This is a genomic window from Kitasatospora sp. NPDC093679, from assembly GCF_040683455.1.
Classification (GTDB): Bacteria; Actinomycetota; Actinomycetes; order Streptomycetales; family Streptomycetaceae; genus Kitasatospora; species Kitasatospora arboriphila.
Map to the genome: position 1 here is coordinate 128,967 of NZ_JBFBDW010000001.1, position 24,145 is coordinate 153,111.

Sequence of the window (24,145 nt, forward strand, 5' to 3'; positions counted from 1 at the left end):
CCCGTGGGCTCCGGCGAGCCGGGGATCTCCGCGGCCCCGGGGACCTCAGTGGCCCGGGGTGCGGGCTCCGGCGAGGCCGTGTTCGAAGGCGTACGCGGCGGCGGCCGTCCGGGAGCCGGCGTCCAGCTTGCCGAGGATGTTGCTGATGTGGCGGGCCACCGTGCGCTCGCTGAGGTGGAGCTCCCGGGCGATCGCGTGGTTGCTGCCGCCCCCGGCGACCAGCCGCAGCACCTCCACCTCGCGCGGGGTCAGCCCCGCGGGCGCCTGCGCCGGACCCGTACCGCCAGGGGGCCCGTCTCCCGCCCCGCCGGCCGCCGCCCGGGCCAGCGCCAGGTCCGGCCCGGCGCCCAGCCGGGCGAACTCGGCCGCCGCCGCGTCCAGTTCCACCGCCGCGGTGTCCTCGTCGCCGAGTGCCCGGCAGGCCCGTGCCACCAGCACCCGGGCCCGGGCCGTCTCGTACGGCACGTCCAGGTCCCGCCACAGCCGCCAGGCCCGGCGGGCCTGTGTCAGCGCCTCCGCCCGGGCCCCCGTGGGCGCCCCGGCGAGCAGCACCGCCGCCTGCGCCTGCGCGGCCTGCGCGTCCAGGGCCGGACGCCGGAAGGTCCCCGCGATCGCGGCGAGCTCCTCGGCGGCCGCCCGGGCCTCCGCCGTGCCGCCGACCGCCAGCGCGACCTCCACCAGCGCGGGCAGCAGCCGGGCCCGGGCCAACCGGTCCGGCGCCTCCGCGAGGGCACGCCGCACACCGCCCGCCGCCGCCTCCGGCCGGCCCCCGGCCAGCCGCAGCAGTGCCAGTCCCGGCTGGGCGTCGCAGCCGTACCGCCCGCTCTGCCGGTACGCCTCCTCGGCCCGCGCCCACTCCCCGCGCAGCCGGTGGATCTCGCCGAGCTGGTAGAAGGCGCCACCCGCGAGGAACTCCCCGAAGCCGCGGGTCAGCCGCTCGCAGGCGCTCCGCGCCTGCACGGCCGCGTTCGCCCAGTCGCCCACCAGCCGCAGCAGCTCCGAGCGGTGCACCAGGCAGATCCCCGAGTACCCGCCCTCGAACTGCGGCCGCGCGTCCGTCCAGGCGTCCAGCGCGAGCGTCCACTCGCGGGCCCGACGCAACTCCTGCAGGTCCTGGCAGACCGCGATCACCAGGCAGTACACCCAGGCGGTCACCCGCGGGCCGGTCTCCCCGGCGGTCACCGCCACCATCGCCTCGTCCAGCAGCGCCAGACCCTCCTCCACGCGCTCCTGCGCGATCCGCGCAGCGCCCTGGTACTGGGCCGCCAGCACCGCCAGATCCCGGTCCCCGAACCGCCCCGCCAGCTCCAGGACACGCCCCGCCGTCCCGAACGCGGCCTCGTGCTCGCCCTCCTGCAGCTGCCGCTCCGCCTCCCGCACCAGCAGGAACCCCTGCTCGGCGCACGGCGGACCCGACCCGGCGAACCGCCCCGCCCGCGCCAGCCAGCCGCCCGCGTGCGCGAACTCACCGCGCATCGCCAGCACCTCCGCCAGCCAGAACGCGCAGCGCAGCGCACCACGGACGTCCGCGGCCCCCTCGCGCGCCAGGTACGCCCGCTGCAGGACGGCCGACGCCTCCTCGCCCCGGCCGAGCAGCTGCGCCGCCTCGCCCCAGTCCTCCAGATCCGCGACCCCGAGCCCGCCCGGCTCCCCGCCGTCCGCGGCGGCGTACAGCTCACAGGCGTCCCGCCAGGCGTGCCCGCCGTGCGAGCGCCTTGCATCGGTCAGTACCGCGGCCGCGTCCATGCCTGCCTCCGGCCCCCACCGGGCCCCGACCACCATTCAACCGCCGCCCGCCCCGACTGTCAGCCGCCGCCGCCCGGGACCGGCCGCGGTCAGAACTCCGCGGTGTCGAGGTCGAGGCCGAACGGCGCCGGCAACCGCACCGGCACCCCGAACGGACGGGGCCCCTCGACGAGGGTGTAGCCGAGCCGCCCGGGCTGCGAGAACAGCGTGCAGACCCGCTCCTGCCGGTCGACCAGCAGGTAGAGCGGCGCACCGTACTGGGCGTAGCGGCGGCGCTTGGCGGTCCGGTCGGTGTCCCCGTTGGACGGGGAGGTGACCTCCACGACCAGCACCGTCTGGTCCGGCAGCAACGCACCCTCGGTCTTGGCCAACGCGGCCGGCACCACGGCGAGGTCGGGGACGTAGAAGTTCTCCGTGCCGGGCAGGTCGAGGTTGCCGGAACCGGCGCGCAGGCCGAGCGCACGCATCCGGGGGCCGATCTGCTCACGGATCAGGTCGACGGCGCTCTCGTGCGCCCAGGAGGGGGACACGGGGGTGATGACTCCCTCGATGATCTCGACCCGCTCACCTGCGATGTGCCGGATCGCGTACTTCAGGGCCTGCTCCGGATTGGGCACCCGGCTGTAGTCGCCGGGGCCCGCGTGCGCCGTGCTCACCTGCTGGTCTCCTGTCCGGTGGGGCCGGAGCGGCGGACACCCACCGCATCCGCCAGGCTACCGTCGGCGGACGGGCTCCCTGACGCCCCGTGCCCTCGGGCGACCGAAATCGGGTGGCACGGTCGGGCGCAGTCCGGATGTACTCGGGGCCGTCAGACGGCGTGTGGAGGGGCTGCGGTGGAGGATCCGGATTTCGCGGTGCACCTGACCGAGGCGGGGGACCGCGGGATCGAGGTGGTGAAGGCGGTGCGGGCGGTGACCGGGGCGAGCCTGTGGCGGAGCAGGCAGCTGGTGGACGGCGCGCCGGTGGGCCTGGTGGCGGAGGCGGCCCTGGAGCGGGCGGTCGCCGCCGCCGCGAGGCTGCGGGCGGCCGGGGCGGGGGCCGAGATTCGGTGCGGCTGGTGTCGGCGCACGCTGCCCGCGACGGCGCGCCGGTGGACCCGGGGCCGTGCGCGTCCGTGTACTGGCCCACGGCGCACTGCCGGGCCAACGCCCTGGCGGTCTGCGACTGCGCCTGGTGCTCGCAGCACGGGCCGACGGGCCTCACCCGCCCGCGGGCCGGCGGGACGCTCTGACGGGGTCAGAGGCTCTCGGCGGGCTCCTGGTGGTGGGCGAGGTGGCCGCCGAGGGCGGCGGCCGTGGCGGCGACGGTGAGGCCGGCGAGGCCGAGGAGGCGGCCCGAGGTGGGGGCCGTGCCGGTACGGGCGGCGCGGCAGCGGGCGGCCAGCGAGGCGCCCTGCAGGGCGGCCGCGGCGACGATGCCGACGGCGTGGACCAGGCCGGTGCGGCGCTGCTCGGCGGTCAGCGTCGACCAGTCGACCCAGCCCGTCCAGGCGGCGGGGGCCACGCCGATCAGGCCGATCCCGGTGAGCCGGCGGGCCGCGTCGGGGGAGGTGCAGGCGGCGTCCAGGAGGGTGGCCGAGAGCCAGCAGCCCACCGGGAGCTGGACCACCGCGGGGTGCAGGTGATGGCCGAGCCACACGCCGTGCAGGGCGTCCCGCACGGGCTGCGGGACCTGCTGGAGCATCCCGTGCAGGCGCTCCGACGCGGGGTCGAGGGCGGCCCAGCCGGACGGTGCGTCCAGCCATCCGGCGAGCGGTGACCGCCTGGATCCGGAGAAGGTGTGAACGTCCATATCGGGCGATTTGCCGGTTCGTACACCCGCCAAACCCGCGCCGGCCGAACGGGGAGTTCAGAAGTGGGTGAGCAGCTCGGTGAAGCCCGCCAGCTCCAGGGTGGCGGTGTGCGCGCCGAACTCCTCGTGCTCCAGCACCCAGGTGTGCTCGTGCGGGATGAAGACGGCGTTCAGGCCGGCCCGGCGGGCCGGCACGATGTCCGACTTGGGGGAGTTGCCGATCATCCACGTCCGGTCGGGGACGAGCGAGAGGTCGGCGACCAGCCGGTGGTAGGTGTCGACGTTCTTCTCGGCCACGATGTGGATCCCGCCGAAGTGGTGCGCGACGGCGGACGCCTCGACCTTGCGCCGCTGCTCCGCCTCGTCGCCCTTGGTGAGCATCAGCAGCCGGTGCCGCCCGGCCAGCTCCGCGAGGGTGTCGGCGACGCCGGGGATCAGTTCGACCGTGCGGCTGGTCAGCGGCAGCAGCAGGTGGTCGATCCGGTCCCGGTCCTCGGCCGTGACGGAACGGCCCTGCAACTGTCCGAGGCTCTCGGCCAGGTTGTGCCGGAACACGGTGGCGCCGTACCCGAGGGTGGCCGCGTTCGCCGCCTCCACCGCGTCGAGCACCGCCCGGGCGGCCTGCCGGGCGGCGGGGTCGGCGGGATCGCCGGCCACCCAGTCGAGGAAGCCCTCGATGACGCGCTCGAAGAGCACGTTGTTCTCCCACAGCGTGTCGTCGGCGTCGAAGACGAGCACCTGGTCGGCGTGCAATCCCATCCACCTCATCCGTTCCGTGACGGTCGGTCAGTTCGCCGGTGCGGCCGGGGAGCCGTCCTCCAGCAGGGTGCCCAGCCGGGCGAGCGACTCCCGCAGGGCCTCGCCGCGGGCCGCCCCGGCCGCCTCGGCGAGCGGCAGCCACCGCACCCGGGCGCCCGGCCGCTCGGGGCGGGCCGCCCCCGGGGTCCCGGTGGCGAGCACGAAGCGGAGGTCGGCGTGTTCGTGGGCCGGCTCGCGGTCCGAGGCGGGCACCGGCAGCACGACCACGTGCAGCAGCTCCGCCGAGGGCCAGAACGCCAGGTCGGCGAGGCCGGTCTCCTCCTCGGCCTCGCGCAGCGCCACCGCGCCCGGGGACTCCTCGCCGGGATCGCCGTGTCCGCCGACCTGCAGCCAGTCCTGCTGGCGCTCGTGCCAGCGCAGCAGCACCTCACGCCGGGCGGGGTGCACGATCAGCGCGGAGGCGGTCACGTGCAGCGGCCGTCCGCGGTCGTAGGGGTCGGCGGCGGCCGCCAGCGGCGCGATCCGGGCGAGGTCCGCGGCCTCCTGCGCGGTGCGCGGGCGGTGGCCGGCCAGCAGCCCGGCGAGCGTCGGCAGCTCCCCGGGCGCGGTGCGCCCCGTCCCGGAGATGTCCGTCCCGGCCATTGCCCGCCTCCGTCCCCGTGCCGCGTGCGACCGGTCGGCCGGCACCCGTCGAACCTAGCCGGGCCGCGGCGCTCCGCACACCGATTTTCCCCCGCCGCGGGCCCGCCGTACACCGAGCGCGACCGTCCGCCCGGTGCGGTCCGCCCGAGGCGTCCGTCACCGAGGGCGACTCCGGACGGGCCGGGGCACCCCGGCCGACCCGCCGTCAGCCGGGATCCCGCGGGCGGCCTGCGACGGTCCCCGGCGGACGGCCACGGGCCGTCACCCCGGCCGGCCGTCACCCGGACCCGGCGGCCGGGTCCGGGCGCTCAGACCGGCCACGGACCGTCACCAACGGCGCGGCGTGCGGCGGACGGCCGTCCGCGGGCGATTGAGCTCCCCGCCGAAGGGGCCGACACTGGAGGCAGAGCGAGCGGCCGGAGGCATGCCATGGGCCCAGCGATCGTCTACGTGCACGGGGTCGGCAACAAACCGCCCGAACAGCAGTTGAAGGAGCAATGGGACGTCGCCCTCTTCGGCCGGCCGATGGGCGGGCTCTCCCGGATGGCGTACTGGGCGCCGCTGCGCCACCACGAGCCGCTGCCCGCACCCGTCCCCGACGACGGGGTCACCGAACTGCCGCCCTCGGGTTCGGCGCCCGGGACGGCCCGGCCGTCGGCCCCCGACCCGCCGGAGGAGTTCCTCGCCGCCGTCCGCGCCGAGACCGGGACGCCCGTGCCGGGCAGCACCGCCCCCGGGCCGCTCGACCCCTGGCTGCGGGCCATGGTGTACGCCGCCGAGGCCCTCTCCGCCGGAGCGGGCGCCGCCACCGGCACGGAAGCGCTGCCGCTGCCCCGGTTCGGCCGCACCGCGGCCTTCCAGGCCCTCGCCCGGCACACCTACGAGGACGCCCACGCCTACTTCTCCGGCGGGATGCGCGAGCAGATCCAGAAGGTCGCCTCGACCGCCCTGGAGGAGGCCGACGGGCCGCTCGTCGTGGTCGGTCACGGCCTCGGCTCGGTGATCGCCTACGAGGTGCTGCGCACCCATCCGGGCGAAGTGCCGTTGCTGATCACCATCGGCTCGCCGCTCGGCATCCCCGAGATCCGGGACCGGCTCGCCGCCCCGCTCACCGTGCCGCCCGGCGTCGCCGCCTGGCGGAACGCCTACGACCCCCGCGACCTGGTCGCCCTGGGCCGCACCGTCCGCCCGGAGTACGAGCCGGGCAGCCTCACCGAGGACGTCGTGGTGGTCAACGACAGCGCCAACCACCACGGCGCCGCCGAGTACCTCGCCCGCCCGGCCGTCCGCGCGCCCGTCCGCGCCCGGATCGCCGCCTGACCGTCCGGCCCGCCGCCCGAACGGCGGCGCACCCCGCCCGCGGCCCGGCCGACCGGACCCGGACCGCACACCCCGACCGGGGGCACCCCTGATGACCACGCCCGGAACGCAGACGCGGGAGGCCCCCGCCGCCCCGCCCGCCCTCCACCACGGCCTCCACCACGGCCTCGACCCCGCGTACGGCGCCCCCGACGACCCACCCGGGCCGCCCGCGGCGGCGGTGACGGTGAGACTCTCCGGCGCGGACCGGCGGCGCCTCGTGGACGTCGTCGTCAACGACTGCACGCCGCAGGACCTCGAACGGGCGTGGTCCCCCACCGGCCGCGGACCGGCCACCACCGGCACCGACCTGCGCACCACCGTCCACCGGGTCGTCGAGGAGGCCGAACGGGACGGCCGGCTGGAGGAGTTCCTCGGCGCCCTGCGCGACGGCCGCTTCCCCGCCGTGGCCGCCCTCGCCGAACGGCTGCTCACCGCCGTCCCGGCGTCGTCCGCCGGACCGGGCGACGCCGCAGCCGAGGACCCGTATACCGCCGACCTGCTCGGCCGGCGGCTCTTCCTCGGTCGCACCCTGCTCCGCACCCACCTCAAGGACCTCGTCTCCGACAGCCGCAGCCGCGTCCTGCTCGTCACCGGCCCCCGTTCCTGCGGCAAGTCCCACACCTGGTACTTCGTCAACCACGTCGCCCAGCAGCTGCGGACCTTCCGACCGGTCCTCGTCGACCTCGCCGAATGGGCCGACGGGCTCTGCACCCCCCACGACCTGATGAGCTCCGTCGCCGCCCAGCTGGAACTGCCCGAACCCACCCCCGCCCCGCCCGCCCGGGGCGCCGACCAGGCCCGCCGGCTGTGCGACTGGCTGGTCGGCCGGCTCTACGACGCGTCCGGCCGCACCACCCATCTGCTCGTCGTCGACAGCCTCGACCACGTACCGCTGCAGGCCGACACCGCCGCCCTGATCGACCACCTCACCGACGCCGCCGTCCGCGGCCGCCACCCCGGCCTGCGCGTCCTCCTCCTCGGCCACGACCGCCCGGCACTCGACGCCCTCGACTGCGTCCTCACCGAGCCCGTCGGCACCGTCGACCGCCGCGACCTGTGCGCCTTCTTCGGCCGGCTCGCCACCGACCTCGGCACCGAGATCGCGCCGCCCCTCGTCGAGACCGTCGTCGACCGGCTGCTCGCCGCACTGCCCGACGACCGCGCCGCCGCGATCCGCCGGCTCCCCGACGCCGTCCGCGACACCGCCGACGCCGTCTTCGACCGGCAGGTCCTGCGATGACCACGGCCCGCACCCGCCTCGGCGCCGCCACCGTCGAAGAACGCCTCGACCGGCTCACCCGCAGGACGGCCGCGGCGGCCGGCCCGCCCCCGCCCGCCGAACAGGCCTACCGCCAGGCCGCCGCCGTCCTCGCCTGCTACGACCCCGCCACCCTCCGCCCGGTCGGCCACGAACCCGACGCCGCCGCCCTGCAAGCCCTCCTCGCCGTCAGCGAACCCGTCCACGGCGCCGACGGCAGCCCCGAATGGCGCCTGCCCGAGGCCCTGCGCCGCACCACCCTCGCCGCGATGGCCGGCCCGGACGCCCACCGCCGCGCCCTCGACACCAACCCCGACCGCCCCCAGGGACCCGTCCAACTCGCCCTCACCCGCTACCTCACCGACACCGCCCCGCCCCCCGCCGAACAGGACCTCGACGAGCTCCTCGCCACCGCCCGGGTCACCGCATGGCTCGACGGCCTCGTCCCCGGCCTGCCCGGCGCCACCGAGATCACCGACCACCTCGAACGCCGCCGACTCCTCGAACCGCTGCGCCGCCTCGCCGGCACCCACGTCGCCGGACGCGCCGACGTCCTCGCCGAACTCGCCGAGCACACCGCCGGCACCGACCGCCGGCCGATGCTGATCGGGGGCCCCGGCGGCATCGGCAGGTCCACCGTCCTCGCCCGCTTCATCCTCGACGGCGAACACCGCAGCACCGGCCCCCGGCTGCCCTTCGCCCACATCGACCTCGACCGGCCCGGCCTGCTGCCGCAGGAACCGCTCACCCTGCTCCTCGAAGCCGTCCGCCAACTGCGCATCCAGCACCCCGGACTGCGGCCCCTCGCCGAGTTCTTCACCGACAAGTGGATCGCCCGCGCCGCCGCCCCCGACCTGCACACCCTCGCCGCCGCCCACGCCGACTCCGCGGCCACCGCCCGCGGCACCACCGACCACCTCACCGCCTCCGTCCGGCTGCTCACCGCACCCGCCGAACGCGAGCCGCTGTACCGCGAGTTCGCCCGGCTGCTCGCCCTCGCACTGCCCGACGGCCCCGTCCTGCTCGCGATCGACACCTTCGAGGCCGCCCAGGACATGGGCCCCGAGGTGCTCGCCGAACTCCGGCGGATGTTCGACCTGCTCGCCGACGCCAACCCGGCCCTGCGGGTCGTCCTCGCCGGCCGCGTCCCCGCCGGACTGCCCGCCCGCGAACTCCGACTGCCCGACTTCGACCGCGACGCCGCCCGCGCCCACCTGAGCGCGCTGCTCGGCCCCGCCGCCGACCCGGCCGCCCTCGACCCCGTCGTCGACGCCGTCGGCGGCGACCCGCTCGACCTGCGCCTCGCCGCCGACCTCATCGGACGTGGAGACACCACCGGGGGAGAACTGCACGACCACCTCCACCGCCACGTCCTCGACCGCATCGAGGACCCCGACGTCCGCAGCCTCGCCCGCCCCGCCCTGGTGCTCCGCCGTCTCACCCCCGCCGTACTGCGCTACGTCCTGGCCGGCCCCGGAGGCGTGCACGTCCCCGACGACCTGCGGGCCGGCGAACTCTTCGACCTGTTCGCCCGCGAGACCACCCTGCTCGGCCCCGCCGCCGACGGCTCCCTCGAACACCGCAGCGACCTCCGCCGCCTACTCCTGCCGCTGCTGCAGGCCGAGGCGCCCGAACAGGTCGCCGAGATCCACGAGGCCGCCGTGCTGCACTACGTGCAGGAGGACGGCCTCACCGCCCGCGCGGAAGAGCTCTACCACCGGCTCGGCCTCGGCGAGTCCGCCACCGAACTCGACCGGCGCTGGCAGCCCGGCGTCGAAGCCCTGCTCACCGGCTCCGTCGACGAACTCCCGCCCGGCAGCCGGGCCTACCTCGCCTCCCGCTCCGGACGGACGCTCCACCCCGCCACCCTCCGCGAGGTGCCCGCCGAGCAGTGGGAACGGCACGCCGAGGTCCAGATCACCCGGCTGCTGGAACTCGACGACCCGCACCGCGCCGCCGAAGTCCTCGGCCACCGGCCCGCCGGCGGCGAACGCGGCGCACGGCTGCTGCTGCTCGAAGCCCGGGTACGGGCCGCCCTCGGCGAACTCGACTCCGCCCGGGCGCTCGCCTCCGCCGCCCGCAGCCGTGCCGTCGAGGAGCAGGCCCCGGGAGTGCAGTCGGAGGCCGACTACGCGCACGCCCGCTGGGCCGTCGACGAGGGATTCGCCGAAGAGGCCGGACCGCAGCTCGCCGAAGCCGCACGACTGGCCGAGGACCTCGGGGACCGGCTGATGCTGATCCGGATCGAACTCGCCCGCCGGCCCTGTGCCGGGGACGGGTCCGGGGACGGAGCCGCTGCGCTCGCCCGGCTGATCGACGACCGGACGGTCCGACTGCTGTCCCAGGATCCGCGGCTGCTGCTCGCCGCCACCGCGGCCGTCGGCGAACAGCGGCCCGAACTCGTCCGGCAGAGCCTGCGGGTGATCGGCCTACGGCGGTTCACCTCCCGGCAGCGGACCCGATTCGCCCGGGTCCTCGGGGAATGGGACGCCACGCTCGGCGGCGAAGCCGCCAGGACGGCCGCCCCGGCCGGACCCGGGGCCGTCCTGCCCTCCGCCGGCTTCTGGCCGAACTGGCTGGCCACGGCGCCCCCCGACCAGGCCGCGAACGCCCTCATCGCCCTCACCACGGCCCTCCCCGGCGGCACGGCCGTCCTCGCCGCCCTCGCCGGCGTCTACCGCCAATGGCTCACCGGGGACGGGCCGCCAACGGAGTAGGGGAAAGCACTCGGGGGCGCGGGGCAACCCCTCAGGGGCGCGGGGAACTGCGCAGTCCGAGGGGCCGAACCTGAAGAGCTCGCCAATCCGGATCGCGCGGTTCCCCGCGCCCCCGGGGGCCGCCTCTCAGGCGGCCTGGGCGCGTTCGGTGATGTTGCGGGCCATGCCGCCGAAGACGACGGCGTGGAAGGGGGCGACGGACCACCAGTAGGCGTGGCCGGCGAGGCCGTGGGGGTGGAAGAGGGCCCGTTGGCGGTAGAGGGCGCCGCCGTTGCCGTCGGGGGTGACCGAGAGTTCCAGCCAGGCCGGGCCGGGCAGCCGCATCTCGGCCCGCAGCCGCAGCAGCCGCCCCGGTTCGATCTCCTCGACCCGCCAGAAGTCCAGCGAGTCGCCGACCCGCAGCCGGGCCGGGTCGCGTCGCCCGCGCCGCAGCCCGACCCCGCCGACCGCGCGGTCCGCCCACCCCCGCAGGGCCCAGGCGAGCGGGAAGGAGTACCAGCCGTTCTCGCCGCCGATGCCTTCGACGACCCGCCAGACGGATTCCGGTGCGGCGTCGACGCGCAGTTCGCGGACGTCCTGGTAGAGGCTGCCGCCGGCCCAGTCGGGGTCGGTGGGCAGCGGGTCGCTGGGGGCGCCGGGCAGGGAGGCGGAGGACCAGCGGGTGGTGACCTGGGCGTCGCGGATGCGGCGCAGGGCGAGGCGGACGGCGTCGTCGAAGCCGATCAGGCCGTGCACCGGCCGGTCGAGGCCGGGCGCGGTCTGTTCGGGCGGGTCGGGGACGTACCGGGCGATGTCGTGCTCGGCGCAGACGACCTCGTGCCGCAGGGATTCGACGAGCGGCCGGGCGATGGAGTTGGGGACGGGGGTGACCAGGCCGACCCAGAGGCCGGAGAGCCGGGGGGTGAGGACGGGCACCGGGACGATCAGCCGGCGGGGCAGGCCGGCGACGGCCGCGTAGCGGAGCATCATCCGGCGGTACGTCAGGACGTCGGGGCCGCCGATGTCGAAGGCCCGGTTGACCTCGGGCGGCAGGTCGGCGGCGGCGACCAGGTAGCGCAGCACGTCACGGACGGAGATCGGCTGGATCCGGGTGCCGACCCAGCTGGGCGTCACCATCACGGGCAGCCGTTCGGTGAGGTAGCGGAGCATCTCGAAGGAGGCGGAGCCGGAGCCGATGATGACCGCGGCGCGCAGTTCGGCGGTGGGCACCCCGCTGGCGCGCAGCACCCGGCCGACCTCGGCGCGGGAGCGCAGGTGCGGGGAGAGTTCGTCGGCGGGGACGCCGGCGGGCACGAGTCCGCCGAGGTAGACGATCCGCCGGACGCCGGCCCGGGCGGCGGCCGCGCCGAAGGCCCGGGCGGCCTCGCGGTCGGTGCGTTCGAAGCCGGGGCCGGTGCCGAGGGAGTGGACGAGGTAGTAGGCGGTGTCGACGCCCTCGAAGGCGGCGGTCAGGGTGTCCGGCCGGGTGACGTCGCCGGTCGCGGTCTCCACCCGGGCCCGCCAGGGGTGGTCGCGCAGCCGTCGGGGGTCGCGGACCAGGCAGCGCACGGTGCGGCCGGCCGCGAGGAGTTCGGGCACCAGGCGGCCGCCGATGTACCCGGTGGCGCCGGTCACCAGGCAGCGCGGCGGCCGGGCGGGCTGGTCGGTCATCGGTCCTCCCGGGGGCGGTGGGCCACCGGGCGGTGGCCGCTGGACGGTCGGTCAGAAGGCGTACCGCACCCTGAGCCAGGGCGCGTGCCGGTCGATCAGGCCGCGGAGCTCGGCGAGCGCCGCCGCCTTGCCCGCGGCCCGGTAGCGGACGTTGCGGGCGCCGTTCCCGGAGGTCTTGGCCTCCTGGAGGGCGGGCCGCCACAGCAGCTCCTCGGCCTTGGGGTGCCAGCCGAGGTTGACCTCGTGCAGTTCACGGTTGTGGGTCAGCATGATGATCTCCGCCGCGGCCTGCGCCTTCACGGCGGCGGGCAGCATGTCGTCCATCCGGTGCAGCAGCTCGGCCCAGTCGCGCTGCCAGCCGGCGCGCAGGACGACGGGGGAGAGGTTGAAGTGCACCTCGTACCCGGCGTCGAGGAAGTCGCCGGCGGCGGCGATCCGCTCGGGGACGGGCGTGGTGCGGACGTCCAGCAGCCGGGCGTCGGCGGGCGGCATCAGCGAGAAGCGGATCCGGGTGCGGCCGCGCGGGTCGAGGGCGAGCAGGTCGCGGTTGACCCACTTGGTGGCGAAGGAGGCCTTGGCGGTCGGCCACCCGCGGAAGGCGCGGACCAGGTCGGCGGTGTTGTCGCAGATCAGGGCGTCCACCGAGCAGTCGTTGTTCTCGCCGATGTCGTACACCCAGGCGGTGGGGTCGCACTGGTTGGGCGCGGGCTTGCGGCCCTGCCGGCGGACGTGGCCGGCGAGGTGGGCGACGATCCGGTCGATGTTGGTGAAGACGGTGATCGGGTTGGCGTAGCCCTTGCGGCGCGGTACGTAGCAGTAGGCGCAGGCCAGCGCGCAGCCGTTGGCGGAGCTGGGGGCGATCCAGTCGGCGGAGCGGCCGTTGGGCCGGGCGGCGAGGGTCTTCTTCACCCCGAGGACCAGGACCTCGCTCTTGATCCGCGCCCAGCGTTCGACGTTCCCGGCGTTGCCGTGCAGGTGCGGGATCCGCCAGTGCGAGTCGACCTCGACCACCCGGGCGCCGGGGAAGCGTTCCAGCACCTGCCGGCCGCGCGGGGAGGCGGCGGCCGCCGGTTCGGCGAAGATCTCCCGGACGTGGAAGAGCGGCATCGGGCGGCGGTCGGTGGGCACGGTGAAGGTCTCCGGGCGGTTCGGGGGCGGACGGTCTCGCGCGCGGTGCTTCGGAGCCGGCCGCGGATCGGATGGGTTCCGGTCCTTCCGTCCGGAGCGGTGTGCGGGCGGGCGGGTTCCGCCATGCTGGTGCGGCCCGCGGGCAATCCGGCGGGCGTCCGGTTCCGAATGAACCGTGCCCGACGACCGCCGCCGCCCGAGGACGGTGCGGTCCCACCGACGACCCGGAGGTTCCCGATGCCCGTCATCCGTCCGACGGGCAGGCCGCACGCCTGCCCGGCCCGACCGGCGGTCCGCGCCGCCCGACCGAGCGGGGTGGCGGATTGAGCACGGTGGTCCACCTGTCCGGTCCGCAGCGCCGCGGCCCGGACCTCAAGGAGCTCCTCGCCCAGGTGGCGTTCGGCGACCAGGACGCGTTCGGGCGGCTGTACGACGTGGTGGCGGGCCCGGTCTTCGGCCTGGTGCGCCGGGTGCTGCGGGACCCGGCGCAGTCGGAGGAGGTGACCCAGGAGGTGATGCTGGAGGTGTGGCGGACGGCCGCCCGCTACCAGCCGGACCGCGGCGAGGTGATGTCCTGGGTGCTGACGATGGCGCACCGCCGGGCGGTCGACCGGGTCCGCTCCGCGCAGGCGACGGCCGACCGGGAGCAGCGGGTCGCCGCCCGCTCGCACGTGCCGGCCTTCGACGAGGTCGCCGAGCAGGTGGAGGGCCGCCTGGAGCGCGAGCAGGTGCGGCGCTGTCTGAGGATGCTGACCGAGCTCCAGCGCCAGGCCGTCACCCTGGCCTACTACCGGGGCTACTCGTACCGTGAGGTGGCGGACATGCTGAGCGCGCCGCTGGGCACCGTGAAGACCCGGATGCGGGACGGTCTGATCCGGCTGCGGGACTGCCTGGGGGTGGAGTCGTGACCGGCGGAGCCGAACTGCACACGCTGACCGGCGCGTACGCGGCCCATGCCCTGGAGGGGCCGGAGCTGGCGGAGTTCGAGCGCCACCTGGCCCTGTGCGAGGCCTGCGCGCTGGAGGTCCGGGAGTTCGCCGCCACCCTGGCGCGCCTCGGTGCCGCGGAGGCCGAGACGCCGCCGGCCGAGCTGCGGGCCCGGGTGATGGCGGGCATCGGGTCCGTCCGCCAGCTCGCGCCGCCGTCCGTGGTGCCGCCCCCGGAGGTGCCGCCGCAGCCGACCGGGCGCCACCGCCGGAGCAAGATCGTCCGGCACTGGCCGAAGCTCGCGCTGGCGGCGTCGGTGGCGCTGGCCGCGGCGCTCGGCGGCCTCGCGGTCGACCAGAGCCGGCGGGCCGACGAGGCCGATGCGCGGGCCGCGCAACTGCAGTCCCAGCAGGCCGCGTTCGGCAGCCTGCTGACCGCGCCGGACGCCCGGACGGCGACCGCGACCGCCGGCCCCGGCGTCGGCACGGTGGTCTGGTCGCAGAGCCGCGGCCAGGCCGGGTTCCTGGCCTCCGGGATGCCGGCGCTGCCCGCCGGCAAGACCTACGAGCTGTGGTTCGACGACGCCGGGACGATGCGGCCGGCCGGACTGATGTCGGCCTCCGGCGGTTCGCTGCTGCTGCAGGGGCCGCTGAACGGCGCGGTCGGCGTCGGCGTGACGGTGGAGCCGGAGGGCGGCTCGGCGCACCCGAGCGGCACGCCGGTGATGCTGCTGCCGTTCAGCTGAGCGCGGGCACCTGCCCCCGTCCGCGGGGGCGGGTGCCGGCCCGTCCGCCCGCCGCGACAACTCCGCACCGACCGAGGGCAATCCGCCCGGCGCACCGCTCCGAAGTACCGGTGGCCAGTGAAGGAGCGGCCCGCCGGCAGTGCGGGCCCGTGCAGTGGAGGGGGCCCCGTGACAGTGTCCGGAACAGTGCCGCAACCGGCGGGCGGAGTACGCGTGCGGCCGGCGCCCGCGGGCCGCACCGTCGCCGTGGTCGGCGGCGGAGTGGCCGGGCTGACCGCCGCCCACGAACTCCGGCGGGCCGGTGTGGACGTGCACCTCTTCGAGGCGCAGGCCCGGCTCGGCGGGCACGCCCACACCCAGAGCGCCGTGGGCGCCGACGGCCGGGAGGTGCCGCTCGACACCGGGTTCCTGGTGCACAACCACCGCACCTACCCGCACCTGGTGCGGCTGTTCCGCGAACTCGGCGTGCAGACCCGCGAGAGCGACATGAGCATGTCCGTCCAGTGCCGCGGCTGCGGCCTGGAGTACGCCGGAGCCCGCGGCCCCGCCGGACTGCTCGCCCGCCCCGACGCCCTGCTCCGCGGCCGCTACCTGCGGATGCTCGCCGAGGTGCCGCGCTTCCACCGCCGCGCCCGCCGGCTGCTCGCCGACCCCGGCGCAGGCGACCCCTCGCTGCGCCGATTCCTCGACGAGGGCGGCTTCTCCCGGTACTTCACCAGCCACTTCATGACCCCGGTGGTCGCCGCCGTCTGGTCCTGCGCCCCCGATCTGGCCGGCGACTACCCGGCCCGCTACCTCTTCGCCTTCCTGGAGAACCACGGCATGCTCGGCGTCACCGGCTCGCCGACCTGGCGCACCGTGGTCGGCGGCTCCCGCACCTACGTCGAGCGGATCGCCGAACGCCTCACCGCCGTCCACCGCTCGGCCCCCGTCACCGCGGTGCACCGCCACCACGACGGCGTGGAGATCACCACCGCGGACGGCCGCCGCACCGCCGCCGACGCCGTGGTGGTCGCCACCCACGCCGACCAGGCGCTCGCCCTGCTCGCCCGCCCGACCCGCGCCGAACGCGAGGTGCTCGGCGCCTTCCGCTACTCCCGCAACCCCACCGTGCTGCACCGCGACGCCTCCCGGCTGCCCCGGGCCGCCTGGGCCCGCGCCTCCTGGAACTACCGGATGGCCGACTGCGGCGGCAGCGCCGAGAGTGTCCAGGTCAGCTACCACCTCAACCGGCTGCTCGGCCTCGACACCGCCGAGGACTACCTGGTGACGCTCAACGCCGACCGGCACGACCCGCTCGCCGAGGAGGACGTCCTCTCCCGCACCGTCTACGAGCACCCCGTCTACACCGCCGAGACGATCGCCGCCCAGCGCCGGCTGCCCGAACTCACCGCCGGCCGCACCGCCTTCGCCGGCGCCCACCACGGCTGGGGCTTCCACGAGGACGGCTGCCGCTCCGGGGTGCAGGCCGCGCACGCCCTGCTCGGCCTACCCGCCGAGGACGGCGCCGCCGCCCGGTCCGGCCTGCCGGCGGGCGTCCGATGACTGCCGCGGCCGCCACCGCCGACACCGGCCGCAGCACGGCCGCGCTGCCCGGCCCCTGGGGTGCCGCCCTGTACGAGTGCGCGATCACCCACGTCCGCACCGCCCCGGTGCGGCACGCCTTCCGGCACCGCACCTACCTGTGGCTGGTCGACCTCGACCACCTGCCCGTGCTGCCCCGGGCGCTGCGCCCGCTCGCCCGCTTCCGGGCCGCCGACCACCCCGGCGACCCCCGCGGCACCCTGCGCGGCAACCTGGCCCGCTACCTCGCCGGGCAGGGCGTCGACCTCGCCGGCGGCAAGGTCCTGATGCTCGCGCAGGCCCGCTCGCTCGGGTACGTCTTCAACCCGCTCACCGTCTACTGGTGCCTCGCCGCCGACGGCACCCCGCTGTGCACCGTCGCCGAGGTGCACAACACCTACGGCGGCCACCACCGCTACCTGCTGCGGCCCGGCGCCGACGGCCGCGCCTCGGTGGCCAAGGAGTTCTACGTCTCGCCGTTCTTCCCCGTCGACGGCCGGTACCGGATGGCCCTGCCCCGGCCGGGCGAGCGGCTCGCCCTGACCGTCCGTCTGGAACGCGACGGCGCGAGTCCGTTCGTCGCCACCGTGCGCGGCCGCCGCCGTCCGGCCGGCCCGGCCGCCCTGCTGCGGGCCGCGCTGCGGCACCCGCTCGCCACCCTCGCCGTCAGTGTGCACATCCGCCACCAGGGCATACGCCTCCTGCTGAAGGGCCTGCCCGTCCACCCCCGCCCCAGGCCCCTGCCCGACGACCGCACCGGTTCCGCCGCCACAGAAGAGGTGTCCGCCCCGTGACCCGGCCCGCCGAACTCCCCACCGCACCCGCCGCCGCACCGGCCGCCGAGCCCGCCGCCCCGCCGATCGCCGAGGTCGACCGGACCCGCTGGCCCGACGTCGCCCGCGTCCCCCGTGCGCAGCTGCGCGCCGCCGTCGCCGGACGCCTGCTCCGACGGGTCGCCCACCGCCGAGGCCTGGACGTCCGACTGCCCGACGGCAGCCGGCTGGTCGCCGCCCCGCCCGGAGCCCCGGTGCTCCGCCTGCACCGGCCCGCGGACTTCCTCGCCCGGGTCGGCGCCACCGGCCTGATCGGCTTCGGCGAGTCCTACCAGGCCGGCGACTGGGACGCCCCCGACCTGGTCGGCCTGCTCTCCGTGCTCGCCACCGCCCCCGAGACCCTCGTCCCGACCGGCGCCCAGTGGCTGCGCCGCCTCTACGTGCAGCGGCCGCCCGCCGCCGTGCTCCCCACCGCCGACAACGCCCGCCGCAACATCCACCACCACTACGACCTGTCGAACGAGCTCTTCGCGATCTTCCTCGACCGGACGATGACCTACTCCTCCGCGGTCTTCGACACCACCCCCTCCGGCGCCCCCCTCGCCACCTGGGACGACCTGCCCCAGGCCCAGCACCGCAAGATCGACCTGCTGCTCGACCTGGCCGCCGTCGGCCCCGGCAGCCGCGTCCTGGAGATCGGCACCGGCTGGGGCGAACTCGCCCTGCGCGCCGCCGCCCGCGGCGCCCGCGTCACCAGCCTCACCCTCTCCGAGGAGCAGCTCGCCCTCGCCCGCCGCCGGATCGCCGGGGCCGGCCTCGCCGACCGCGCCGAGGTCAGGCTCTGCGACTACCGCGCCGCCGAGGGGCAGTACGACGCCGTGGTGAGCGTGGAGATGATCGAGGCCGTCGGACGGCAGTTCTGGCCCGAGTACTTCCGCACCATCGACCGCGTCCTCGCCCCCGGCGGCCGGGCCGCCCTGCAGGCCATCACCATGCCGCACGACCGCATGATCGCCAGCAGCAACACCTACACCTGGATCCTCAAGTACATCTTCCCCGGCGGGCTCATCCCCTCCGTGCAGGCCATCGACCAGGCGACCGCCCGGCACACCGCGCTGCGGGTCACCGCCGACCACGCCTACGGCCCGCACTACGCCGAGACCCTGCGGCTGTGGCGCGAACGCTTCACCGACCGCGCCGCGGACGTCGCCGCGCTCGACTTCGACCAGGTCTTCCGCCGCACCTGGGAGCTCTACCTCGCCTACTCCGAGGCCGGGTTCCGCACCGGCTACCTCGACGTCCGGCAGATCCTGCTCACCCGCGAGGAGACCGCCCGGTGACCGCCGCCGACCGCCTCGAAGCCCTGCTCACCGACCTGCTCGGCCCGCTGCCGTTCCGGCTCCGCGCCTGGGACGGGTCCACCGCCGGCCCCGACGGCACCCCCACCGTCGTGCTGCGCCGCCGCCGCGCGCTGCGCCGGCTGCTCTGGCAGCCCGGCGAACTCGGCCTCGCCGACGCCTACATCACCGGCGACCTGGACGTCGAGGGCGACCTCGCCGAGGGTCTCGGCACCGTCCGCCGCGCCCTCGCCGGCCGCGGTCCCGTCCGCCCGTCCGCCCGCGACCTGCCCCGGCTGCTCGCCGCCGCCGCCCGGCTCGGCGCCCTCGGCCCGCGGCCCGCCCGGCCCGGCGGCCGGGCCGCCGTCCGCGGCACCCTGCACAGCCGCGGCCGGGACCGGGCCGTCGTCAGCCACCACTACGACCTCTCCAACGAGTTCTACGCCCTGCTGCTCGGCCCCGCGATGGCCTACTCCTGCGCCTACTGGACCTCCGGCGACGAGAGCCTGACGGACGCGCAGACCGCCAAGTTCGACCTGGTCTGCCGCAAGCTCGACCTGCGCCCCGGCAGCCGCCTGCTCGACGTCGGCTGCGGCTGGGGCGCCCTCGCCCGGCACGCCGCCAAGCACTACGGCGCCCGGGTCACCGCCGTTACCCTCTCCCGCCGCCAGCACGCCTTCGCCTCCGCGCTGGTCGCCGAAGCCGGTCTCGCCGACCGGGTCGAGGTGCTGCTGCGGGACTACCGCGACCTCGCGGACGGGCCGTACGACGCGATCAGCTGCATCGAGATGGGCGAGCACGTCGGCGAACGGCACTACCCCGCCTTCGCCGGGCGGCTGCGGGGCCTGCTCCGCCCGCAGGGCCGGCTGCTGGTGCAGCAGATGTCCCGCGGCGCGAACGCCCCCGGCGGCGGCGCCTTCATCGAGACCTACATCGCCCCCGACATGCACATGCGCCCGGTCGGCCGCACCGTCGACCTGCTGGAGGGCGCCGGGCTGGAAGTCCGGCAGGTCGAGGCGATGCGCGAGCACTACGCCCGCACCATCGACGCCTGGTACGACACCCTCCGCGAGCGGCACGCCGACTTCACCGGCCTGGTCGGGGAACCGACCGTCCGGCTCTGGCAGTTGTACACCGCCGGCAGCTCGCTCGCGTTCGCCGAGGGGCGGATGGGCGTCGACCAGATCCTCGCCGTCCGGCCCGCCGGCCCCGCGGTGCGGTACGCGGCGGCCCCGTGAACGCCGCCGCCTTCGCCGTCAACCTCGCGGCGGCCGCCGGCGCCGCCCTCGCGGTGATGCTGGCCGCGCTCGCCGTCGGGCTGCGCACCGGCCGGCACCGCGGCGTGGACGTCGCCTGGGGCCTCGCCTTCACCGCCGTCGCGCTCACCGGCTACGGGCTCTCGGCCGGGTACGGCGACGACGGGCGGCGGCTGCTCGCCACCGTGCTCACCGCCCTCTGGGGCGTCCGGCTCGCCGCGCACATCGCGCGGCGGGCCCGCGGCACCGGCGAGGACCCGCGGTACGCCCGGATGCTCGCCCGCCGCCCGCCCGGCCGGGCCCGCACGCTCTACGCCGTGCGCATCGTCTACCTGCTGCAGGCCGCCCTGGTCTGGTTCGTCTCGCTGCCGGTGCAGGCCGCCCAGTACCTGCCCGGCCGGCCCGGGCCGTTCGCCTGGGCGGGCACCGCGCTCTGGGCGGTCGGACTGTTCTTCGAGGCCGTCGGCGACCGGCAGTTGAGCCGCTTCAAGGCGGACCCGGCCAACCGCGGCCGGGTGATGGACCGTGGCCTGTGGCGCTACACCCGGCACCCCAACTACTTCGGCGACGCCTGCGTCTGGTGGGGGCTCTTCCTGCTCGCCGCGGACACCCCGATCGGCTGGGCGTTCGTCGGCAGCCCGCTGCTGATGACCTGGCTGCTGGCCTTCGGCAGCGGCAAGCCGATGCTGGAACGCCAGATGGGTGCGGACAAGCCCGGCTGGGCCGAGTACGCGGCGCGCACCAGCGGCTTCGTGCCGCTGCCGCCCCGCCGCTGAGGGCGCCGCCGGGGCCGGGCACGGTTCCGGGCGGGCGCCTCGGCGTCCGCCCGGCCTCTCGGCAACCGAACAGTACGAGTCATCCGAACCTGGAGCCGGAACCCGCCGGGTGCCGGCACGCGGCCGCCGAGCCCCGGTCGGCCGGGCCGGCGGGCAGGACTGCCGCAGGAGGTGCGGCAGCGGCCCGCCGGGCGGGTCCGGCGGCCACCGCGAACGCCGGGAGCACCGTGCCGTTCACTCGCGGACCCCGGACCGGCGCACCCGCCGTACCGCGCACGCGGCGCGGCCTGCGGTCGAGCCCCGGATCGCCGAGGCGGGCCGTCCGTTCGGAGTGGGCGAGGACGGACCGCGGAGTCGGGGCGGCGGCTGCCATGGCGATCGACCTCCTTCCACACCGGGCCCGAAGCCCGGTCCCCTCCACCGTGGAACGGCGCCGGCCGTCCGGCAGCTCGCATCGCCTGTGCACCGTTGCGGGCACGTCGGGCGCGTCCGGCCCGCGGCGGGCGGCGTGTCCGGTGGTCGGCGGCCGGGCGGCGGGCGTACCGTGCCGGGGTGGAGATCCCCACCGACCTGACGGCGAGCCTCGCCGAGGCCAGCATCACCACGGGGGGAGTGGCCCGCCGACTCGGCGTCTCGCCCACCACCGTCCGCTCCTGGGAACGCCGCTACGGCATCGGCCCGTCCGGCCACGAGGCCGGCCGGCACCGCCGCTGGCGACCGCAGGACGTCGCCGTGCTGGAGGCCATGTGCCGCCTCACCGCGCACGGCGTGCCGCCCGCCGAGGCCGCCCGGCTCGCCCTGGCCGGCGCCCTCGTCCGCGTCCCGCAGGGTCGTTCCGAGGTCCGCGACACCGCAGGACCGGACGAACCCCGCGAGTCGGGCGGCGGCCGGGCGCTGCCGCTGGGCACCGTCCGGCCGGAGTGCCGCGGCCTCGGCCGGGCCGCCGTCCGTCTGGACGCGCCCGTGGTGGAGCGGATGCTCGACGCGGCCGTCGCCGAACTCGGCGTGGTCACCGCCTGGGACGAGGTGATGATGCCCGCCCTGCGGGCCGTCGGCCGCAAGTGGGCCACCGAGGGCGAGCGGTACGTCGAGGTGGAGCACCTGCTGTCCTGGCACATCTCCGGAGCCCTGCGGAAGGCCACCCGCTGCACCGAACCGGCCGCACCCGTGGCGCCGGTGCTGCTCGCCGGCATGCCGGGGGAACTGCACTCGCTGGCGCTGGAGGCGGTCGCCGCCGGACTGACCCGGCGGGGTGTGCCGTTCCGGATGTTCGGGCCCGCCGTGCCGACCGGCGCCCTGATCGAGGCCGTCCGGCGGATCGGCCCGTCGGCGGCGCTGCTCTGGTCGCAGTGCCGGAGCACCGCGGACCCCCGCCTCGCCCAGCTGGCCGCCGCGACCGCCTGGGGCCCGCGCGGTGCCCGGGCCCGGCCGGCGGTGCTGCTCGGCGGTCCCGGCTGGGCCGGGGTCGGCCGGATGGCCGGCACCGTCCGCCCCCGCCGCCTCGCCGAGGGCCTGGCCCACCTGGAGGCGCTGGCCACCGCCTGACGCCGCGTCGGAGAGCCCGTGCCCGGGCGAGGCCGGGTCGGGTCCCCGGTGCGGCGCCGCCCAAGGTGCCGTCGATCAGGCGGTGCAGCAGGTCGGCGAGGAGTACCGGACGGCCACGGGCTCGGCCACCGGGAGCCCTGCCCGACCGGTTCGCCGACCTCGACGCCGGGGCGGTCGACGCCCGCTGCCCGCGCCACCGCGAGGTGCTCGCCGCCAACCCACCGCACCGCCCCCGCCGCACCGCCCCCGCCGCGGCCGGACCCGACCGGCTCAGCGGCCTGCCCGAACTGCTCGCCGCCGGACGCGACCGGGGAGCGGATCCGTCCTGAGCCCGGCCGCCGCGTCCGCCAGCACCTCCCGGGCGGCCCGCGCACCGGAGGCCAGCGCCCCCTGCACCGACCCGGTCGCCCGGTGGTCCCCGCAGACGAACCGGCCGCCGCCCAGCGCGGCCGGCCGGGTCAGCGGGTGCGGGGCCGGCATCGCGGGCAGCGCGTACGGGATCCGGCGGTCCGCGAGGTGCTCCCAGCCGGCCGTGTCCACCCGGTACAGCTCGGCCAGCCGGGCCCGTACCTGCGGCTCCCAGGCCGCCGCCCCCAACACCGAGGTCGCCACCAGCGCCCGCCCGTCGCCCGAGCACCCGGGCACCACCTCGGACAGCACCACGCTGTTCAGCACCCGGCCGTCGGTGTCGACCAGCAGCGTCGGCTCGGCCAGCGGTGACACCGGCGCCGCGTGGTACACCGTGGTCACCGGACGCCCGGGCGGCACCGGCAGCCCGGGCAGCAGCCGCGCCGCCTCCGGAGCCTCGGTCGCCACCACCACCCGCCCGGCGGGCACCTCCGTGCCGTCCGCGAGCAGCACCCCCGCGTCCGTCAGCTCCGCCACCGGCGACTCCAGCGCCACCGTGCCCGGCGGCAGCCCGGCCGCCAGCTGCTCGGGCACCGCGCCGATCCCGGCCTCCGGCAGGCAGAGGGTGCCGCGCAGCAGGCTCCGCCAGACCAGGTGGAAGAACCGGCTCGACGTCTCCAGGCCGTCCTCCAGGAACACCCCGGCGAGGAACGGCCGCAGCACCGCGTCCACGGTCTCCGGCGAGACGCCCGCCGAGACCAGCGCGCCGCGGGTCGGCACGTCCCGGCCGCGCCGCAGCACGGCGGCCGGCAGCACCATGTCGCGGGCGCTCAGCAGCCCCAGCGCCACCACGTCCCGGAACGGGGCGAGCCGGCCGGGCAGCAGGTCGCCGGCCAGGTCGGGCCGCCGCGTCGGATCGGCGAACCGGTACCGGCCGCGCCCGCCCGCCAGGACGAAGCCCGCGGTGAACGGGTGCAGCCGCAGCGCCCGCAGGTCGAACCGCCGGCGCACCTGCGGGTAGGAGGTGTTGAACACCTGGAACCCGCGGTCCAGCCGGAACCCGCGGACCAGGTCGGTGCGCATCCGCCCGCCCACCCCGTCCGAGGCCTCCAGGACGGCCACCTCCAGCCCGGCCGCCACCAGGTCCCGGGCGCACGCCAGCCCCGCGAGCCCGGCACCGACCACCACCACGTCCGGCGAAGACACCTCACCGACTCCTCTCCGTTCGGCCGCACACCCCGTGCACGGCAGCCCGCCCCCGGGTACGGATGCCCCTGTGAACCGCACCCTCCTCCGCCTCACCGGCGCGGCCACCGCCGTCTACGGCCTGGCCGTCACCCGCCGCCCCGCGCTGCTCGCCCGGCCCTCCGGCCTCGCAGCCCCGGACGGCGCCGTCCCCGCGCCGGTCGCCGCCCGCATCTCCCAGCCGGCCCTGCGCGACGCGGCCTGCGGCCTGGCGATGCTGCTGGCCCCCGACGACCGCAGCCTGCGCACCGCCACCCTGCTGCGGATCGCCGCCGACCTCGGCGACGCCGCCCTGCTCTCCGGGGCCGTCCCGGCCGTCACCGGCCTGCCCGCGGCCCGGTACCGGGCGGCCGCCCTGGTGGTCTCGCTCGGCCGGGGCGCCCTCTCCGTCGCCGGGCTGCTGCGGCCCGACCGCGTCCCCGGCCGCGTCCCCGATCCGGAGCCCTGACGGCAGCCTCCGGGCCCCTCCCGGCGGGCCGTCGAGCGCTGCGTGAACGCTGCGGATGGCCCGGGCGCGAGGTCCGCAGGAGGGTGGAAGAAGTGCAGGCAGGTCAGCCGGCGCGCCGCGCGGCAGTGA

The 24,145-nt window shown here is 76.9% G+C and carries 21 protein-coding genes; 13 read left to right on the plus strand and 8 right to left on the minus strand.

From position 1 onward, the window contains the following. Positions 1 to 45: 45 nt before the first annotated feature. Together AB0O09_RS00580 and AB0O09_RS00585 are read right to left on the minus strand one after the other, a co-directional pair. Positions 46 to 1,746, minus strand: a complete 1,701-nt coding sequence (locus tag AB0O09_RS00580; RefSeq protein ID WP_363538726.1) for a response regulator transcription factor — start codon at positions 1,744 to 1,746, stop codon at positions 46 to 48. Between the two features lie 89 nt (positions 1,747 to 1,835). Then, positions 1,836 to 2,402 (minus strand): Uma2 family endonuclease, encoded by a 567-nt coding sequence (locus AB0O09_RS00585; protein WP_363538728.1) that lies wholly within the window; start codon positions 2,400 to 2,402, stop codon positions 1,836 to 1,838. 198 nt (positions 2,403 to 2,600) lie between these two features. Between AB0O09_RS00585 and AB0O09_RS00590 the strand changes: the two genes are divergently transcribed. Beyond that, positions 2,601 to 3,056 (plus strand): ribosomal protein L7/L12, encoded by a 456-nt coding sequence (locus AB0O09_RS00590; RefSeq protein ID WP_363539241.1) that lies wholly within the window; start codon positions 2,601 to 2,603, stop codon positions 3,054 to 3,056. Here the strand turns inward: AB0O09_RS00590 and AB0O09_RS00595 are convergent. The 3 genes from AB0O09_RS00595 to AB0O09_RS00605 are packed head-to-tail and all read right to left on the minus strand — an operon-like array spanning position 2,983 to position 4,938. Continuing rightward, positions 2,983 to 3,537, minus strand: coding sequence for a DUF2231 domain-containing protein (locus AB0O09_RS00595; RefSeq protein ID WP_363538730.1), 555 nt, complete (start codon positions 3,535 to 3,537; stop codon positions 2,983 to 2,985). The genes AB0O09_RS00590 and AB0O09_RS00595 overlap by 74 nt on opposite strands. A 57-nt stretch (positions 3,538 to 3,594) precedes the next feature. After that, positions 3,595 to 4,296 carry an HAD family hydrolase gene (locus AB0O09_RS00600; protein WP_363538732.1) on the minus strand — a complete coding sequence of 234 codons (702 nt, stop codon included), beginning with the start codon at positions 4,294 to 4,296 and terminating at the stop codon, positions 3,595 to 3,597. Between the two features lie 27 nt (positions 4,297 to 4,323). Continuing rightward, complete coding sequence (locus tag AB0O09_RS00605) at positions 4,324 to 4,938, minus strand: NUDIX domain-containing protein (RefSeq protein ID WP_363538734.1); 615 nt, start codon at positions 4,936 to 4,938, stop codon at positions 4,324 to 4,326. A 429-nt stretch (positions 4,939 to 5,367) separates the two neighbouring features. On the opposite strand from AB0O09_RS00605, the gene AB0O09_RS00610 reads away from it, so the two are divergent. The 3 genes from AB0O09_RS00610 (at position 5,368) to AB0O09_RS00620 (ending at position 10,275) form a co-directional block, all read left to right on the plus strand. After that, entirely contained in the window at positions 5,368 to 6,258 is an 891-nt protein-coding gene (locus tag AB0O09_RS00610; RefSeq protein ID WP_363538736.1) for a hypothetical protein, read from the plus strand. Positions 6,259 to 6,349: 91 nt separating this feature from the next. Next, positions 6,350 to 7,540: an ATP-binding protein gene (locus AB0O09_RS00615; RefSeq protein WP_363538738.1), complete on the plus strand. Its 1,191-nt coding sequence runs from the start codon at positions 6,350 to 6,352 to the stop codon at positions 7,538 to 7,540. Further along, positions 7,537 to 10,275 carry a hypothetical protein gene (locus AB0O09_RS00620; RefSeq protein WP_363538740.1) on the plus strand — a complete coding sequence of 913 codons (2,739 nt, stop codon included), beginning with the start codon at positions 7,537 to 7,539 and terminating at the stop codon, positions 10,273 to 10,275. The genes AB0O09_RS00615 and AB0O09_RS00620 overlap by 4 nt, the downstream gene beginning before the upstream one ends. 126 nt (positions 10,276 to 10,401) lie before the next feature. On the opposite strand, the gene AB0O09_RS00625 is transcribed toward AB0O09_RS00620, so the two are convergent. Further along, on the minus strand, positions 10,402 to 11,925 hold the full coding sequence (locus AB0O09_RS00625) for an SDR family oxidoreductase (protein ID WP_363538742.1): 1,524 nt from the start codon (positions 11,923 to 11,925) through the stop codon (positions 10,402 to 10,404). Between the two features lie 51 nt (positions 11,926 to 11,976). Continuing rightward, positions 11,977 to 13,032 (minus strand): spore photoproduct lyase family protein, encoded by a 1,056-nt coding sequence (locus AB0O09_RS00630; protein ID WP_359982598.1) that lies wholly within the window; start codon positions 13,030 to 13,032, stop codon positions 11,977 to 11,979. 344 nt (positions 13,033 to 13,376) lie between these two features. On the opposite strand from AB0O09_RS00630, the gene AB0O09_RS00635 reads away from it, so the two are divergent. From AB0O09_RS00635 to AB0O09_RS00670, 8 genes are all read left to right on the plus strand, one after another. Further along, positions 13,377 to 13,961, plus strand: coding sequence for a sigma-70 family RNA polymerase sigma factor (locus tag AB0O09_RS00635; RefSeq protein ID WP_363538744.1), 585 nt, complete (start codon positions 13,377 to 13,379; stop codon positions 13,959 to 13,961). Next, a complete protein-coding gene (locus tag AB0O09_RS00640; RefSeq protein WP_363538746.1) occupies positions 13,958 to 14,725 on the plus strand; it encodes an anti-sigma factor in 768 nt (255 codons plus the stop codon). Before AB0O09_RS00635 ends, AB0O09_RS00640 begins: the two co-directional genes overlap by 4 nt. A 213-nt stretch (positions 14,726 to 14,938) precedes the next feature. After that, a complete protein-coding gene (locus AB0O09_RS00645; RefSeq protein ID WP_363538748.1) occupies positions 14,939 to 16,270 on the plus strand; it encodes an FAD-dependent oxidoreductase in 1,332 nt (443 codons plus the stop codon). Beyond that, positions 16,267 to 17,082, plus strand: a complete 816-nt coding sequence (locus tag AB0O09_RS00650; protein ID WP_363538750.1) for a DUF1365 domain-containing protein — start codon at positions 16,267 to 16,269, stop codon at positions 17,080 to 17,082. Before AB0O09_RS00645 ends, AB0O09_RS00650 begins: the two co-directional genes overlap by 4 nt. A 65-nt stretch (positions 17,083 to 17,147) precedes the next feature. Further along, positions 17,148 to 18,401 carry a cyclopropane-fatty-acyl-phospholipid synthase family protein gene (locus tag AB0O09_RS00655; protein ID WP_363539243.1) on the plus strand — a complete coding sequence of 418 codons (1,254 nt, stop codon included), beginning with the start codon at positions 17,148 to 17,150 and terminating at the stop codon, positions 18,399 to 18,401. Then, complete coding sequence (locus tag AB0O09_RS00660) at positions 18,398 to 19,636, plus strand: cyclopropane-fatty-acyl-phospholipid synthase family protein (protein ID WP_363538752.1); 1,239 nt, start codon at positions 18,398 to 18,400, stop codon at positions 19,634 to 19,636. The genes AB0O09_RS00655 and AB0O09_RS00660 overlap by 4 nt, the downstream gene beginning before the upstream one ends. 56 nt (positions 19,637 to 19,692) lie before the next feature. Further along, complete coding sequence (locus AB0O09_RS00665) at positions 19,693 to 20,430, plus strand: DUF1295 domain-containing protein (protein WP_363539245.1); 738 nt, start codon at positions 19,693 to 19,695, stop codon at positions 20,428 to 20,430. A 552-nt stretch (positions 20,431 to 20,982) separates the two neighbouring features. After that, positions 20,983 to 21,975: a MerR family transcriptional regulator gene (locus AB0O09_RS00670; RefSeq protein ID WP_363538754.1), complete on the plus strand. Its 993-nt coding sequence runs from the start codon at positions 20,983 to 20,985 to the stop codon at positions 21,973 to 21,975. A gap of 270 nt (positions 21,976 to 22,245) precedes the next feature. Here the strand turns inward: AB0O09_RS00670 and AB0O09_RS00675 are convergent, their stop codons facing one another. Continuing rightward, on the minus strand, positions 22,246 to 23,529 hold the full coding sequence (locus tag AB0O09_RS00675) for an NAD(P)/FAD-dependent oxidoreductase (RefSeq protein WP_363538756.1): 1,284 nt from the start codon (positions 23,527 to 23,529) through the stop codon (positions 22,246 to 22,248). A gap of 70 nt (positions 23,530 to 23,599) precedes the next feature. Between AB0O09_RS00675 and AB0O09_RS00680 the strand changes: the two genes are divergently transcribed. Further along, positions 23,600 to 24,016 carry a hypothetical protein gene (locus AB0O09_RS00680; protein ID WP_363538758.1) on the plus strand — a complete coding sequence of 139 codons (417 nt, stop codon included), beginning with the start codon at positions 23,600 to 23,602 and terminating at the stop codon, positions 24,014 to 24,016. Positions 24,017 to 24,145: the final 129 nt, after the last annotated feature.

Excerpts from the sequence above, each read along its gene's own strand:
- AB0O09_RS00580 (WP_363538726.1), bottom strand. The coding sequence starts at position 1,746 with ATGGACGCGGCCGCGGTACTGACCGATGCAAGGCGCTCGCACGGCGGG.
- AB0O09_RS00595 (WP_363538730.1), bottom strand. The coding sequence starts at position 3,537 with ATGGACGTTCACACCTTCTCCGGATCCAGGCGGTCACCGCTCGCCGGA.
- AB0O09_RS00625 (WP_363538742.1), bottom strand. The coding sequence starts at position 11,925 with ATGACCGACCAGCCCGCCCGGCCGCCGCGCTGCCTGGTGACCGGCGCC.
- AB0O09_RS00610 (WP_363538736.1), top strand. The coding sequence starts at position 5,368 with ATGGGCCCAGCGATCGTCTACGTGCACGGGGTCGGCAACAAACCGCCC.
- AB0O09_RS00630 (WP_359982598.1), bottom strand. The coding sequence starts at position 13,032 with ATGCCGCTCTTCCACGTCCGGGAGATCTTCGCCGAACCGGCGGCCGCC.
- AB0O09_RS00650 (WP_363538750.1), top strand. The coding sequence starts at position 16,267 with ATGACTGCCGCGGCCGCCACCGCCGACACCGGCCGCAGCACGGCCGCG.
- AB0O09_RS00605 (WP_363538734.1), bottom strand. The coding sequence starts at position 4,938 with ATGGCCGGGACGGACATCTCCGGGACGGGGCGCACCGCGCCCGGGGAG.
- AB0O09_RS00620 (WP_363538740.1), top strand. The coding sequence starts at position 7,537 with ATGACCACGGCCCGCACCCGCCTCGGCGCCGCCACCGTCGAAGAACGC.
- AB0O09_RS00615 (WP_363538738.1), top strand. The coding sequence starts at position 6,350 with ATGACCACGCCCGGAACGCAGACGCGGGAGGCCCCCGCCGCCCCGCCC.
- AB0O09_RS00600 (WP_363538732.1), bottom strand. The coding sequence starts at position 4,296 with ATGGGATTGCACGCCGACCAGGTGCTCGTCTTCGACGCCGACGACACG.
- AB0O09_RS00665 (WP_363539245.1), top strand. The coding sequence starts at position 19,693 with ATGCTGGCCGCGCTCGCCGTCGGGCTGCGCACCGGCCGGCACCGCGGC.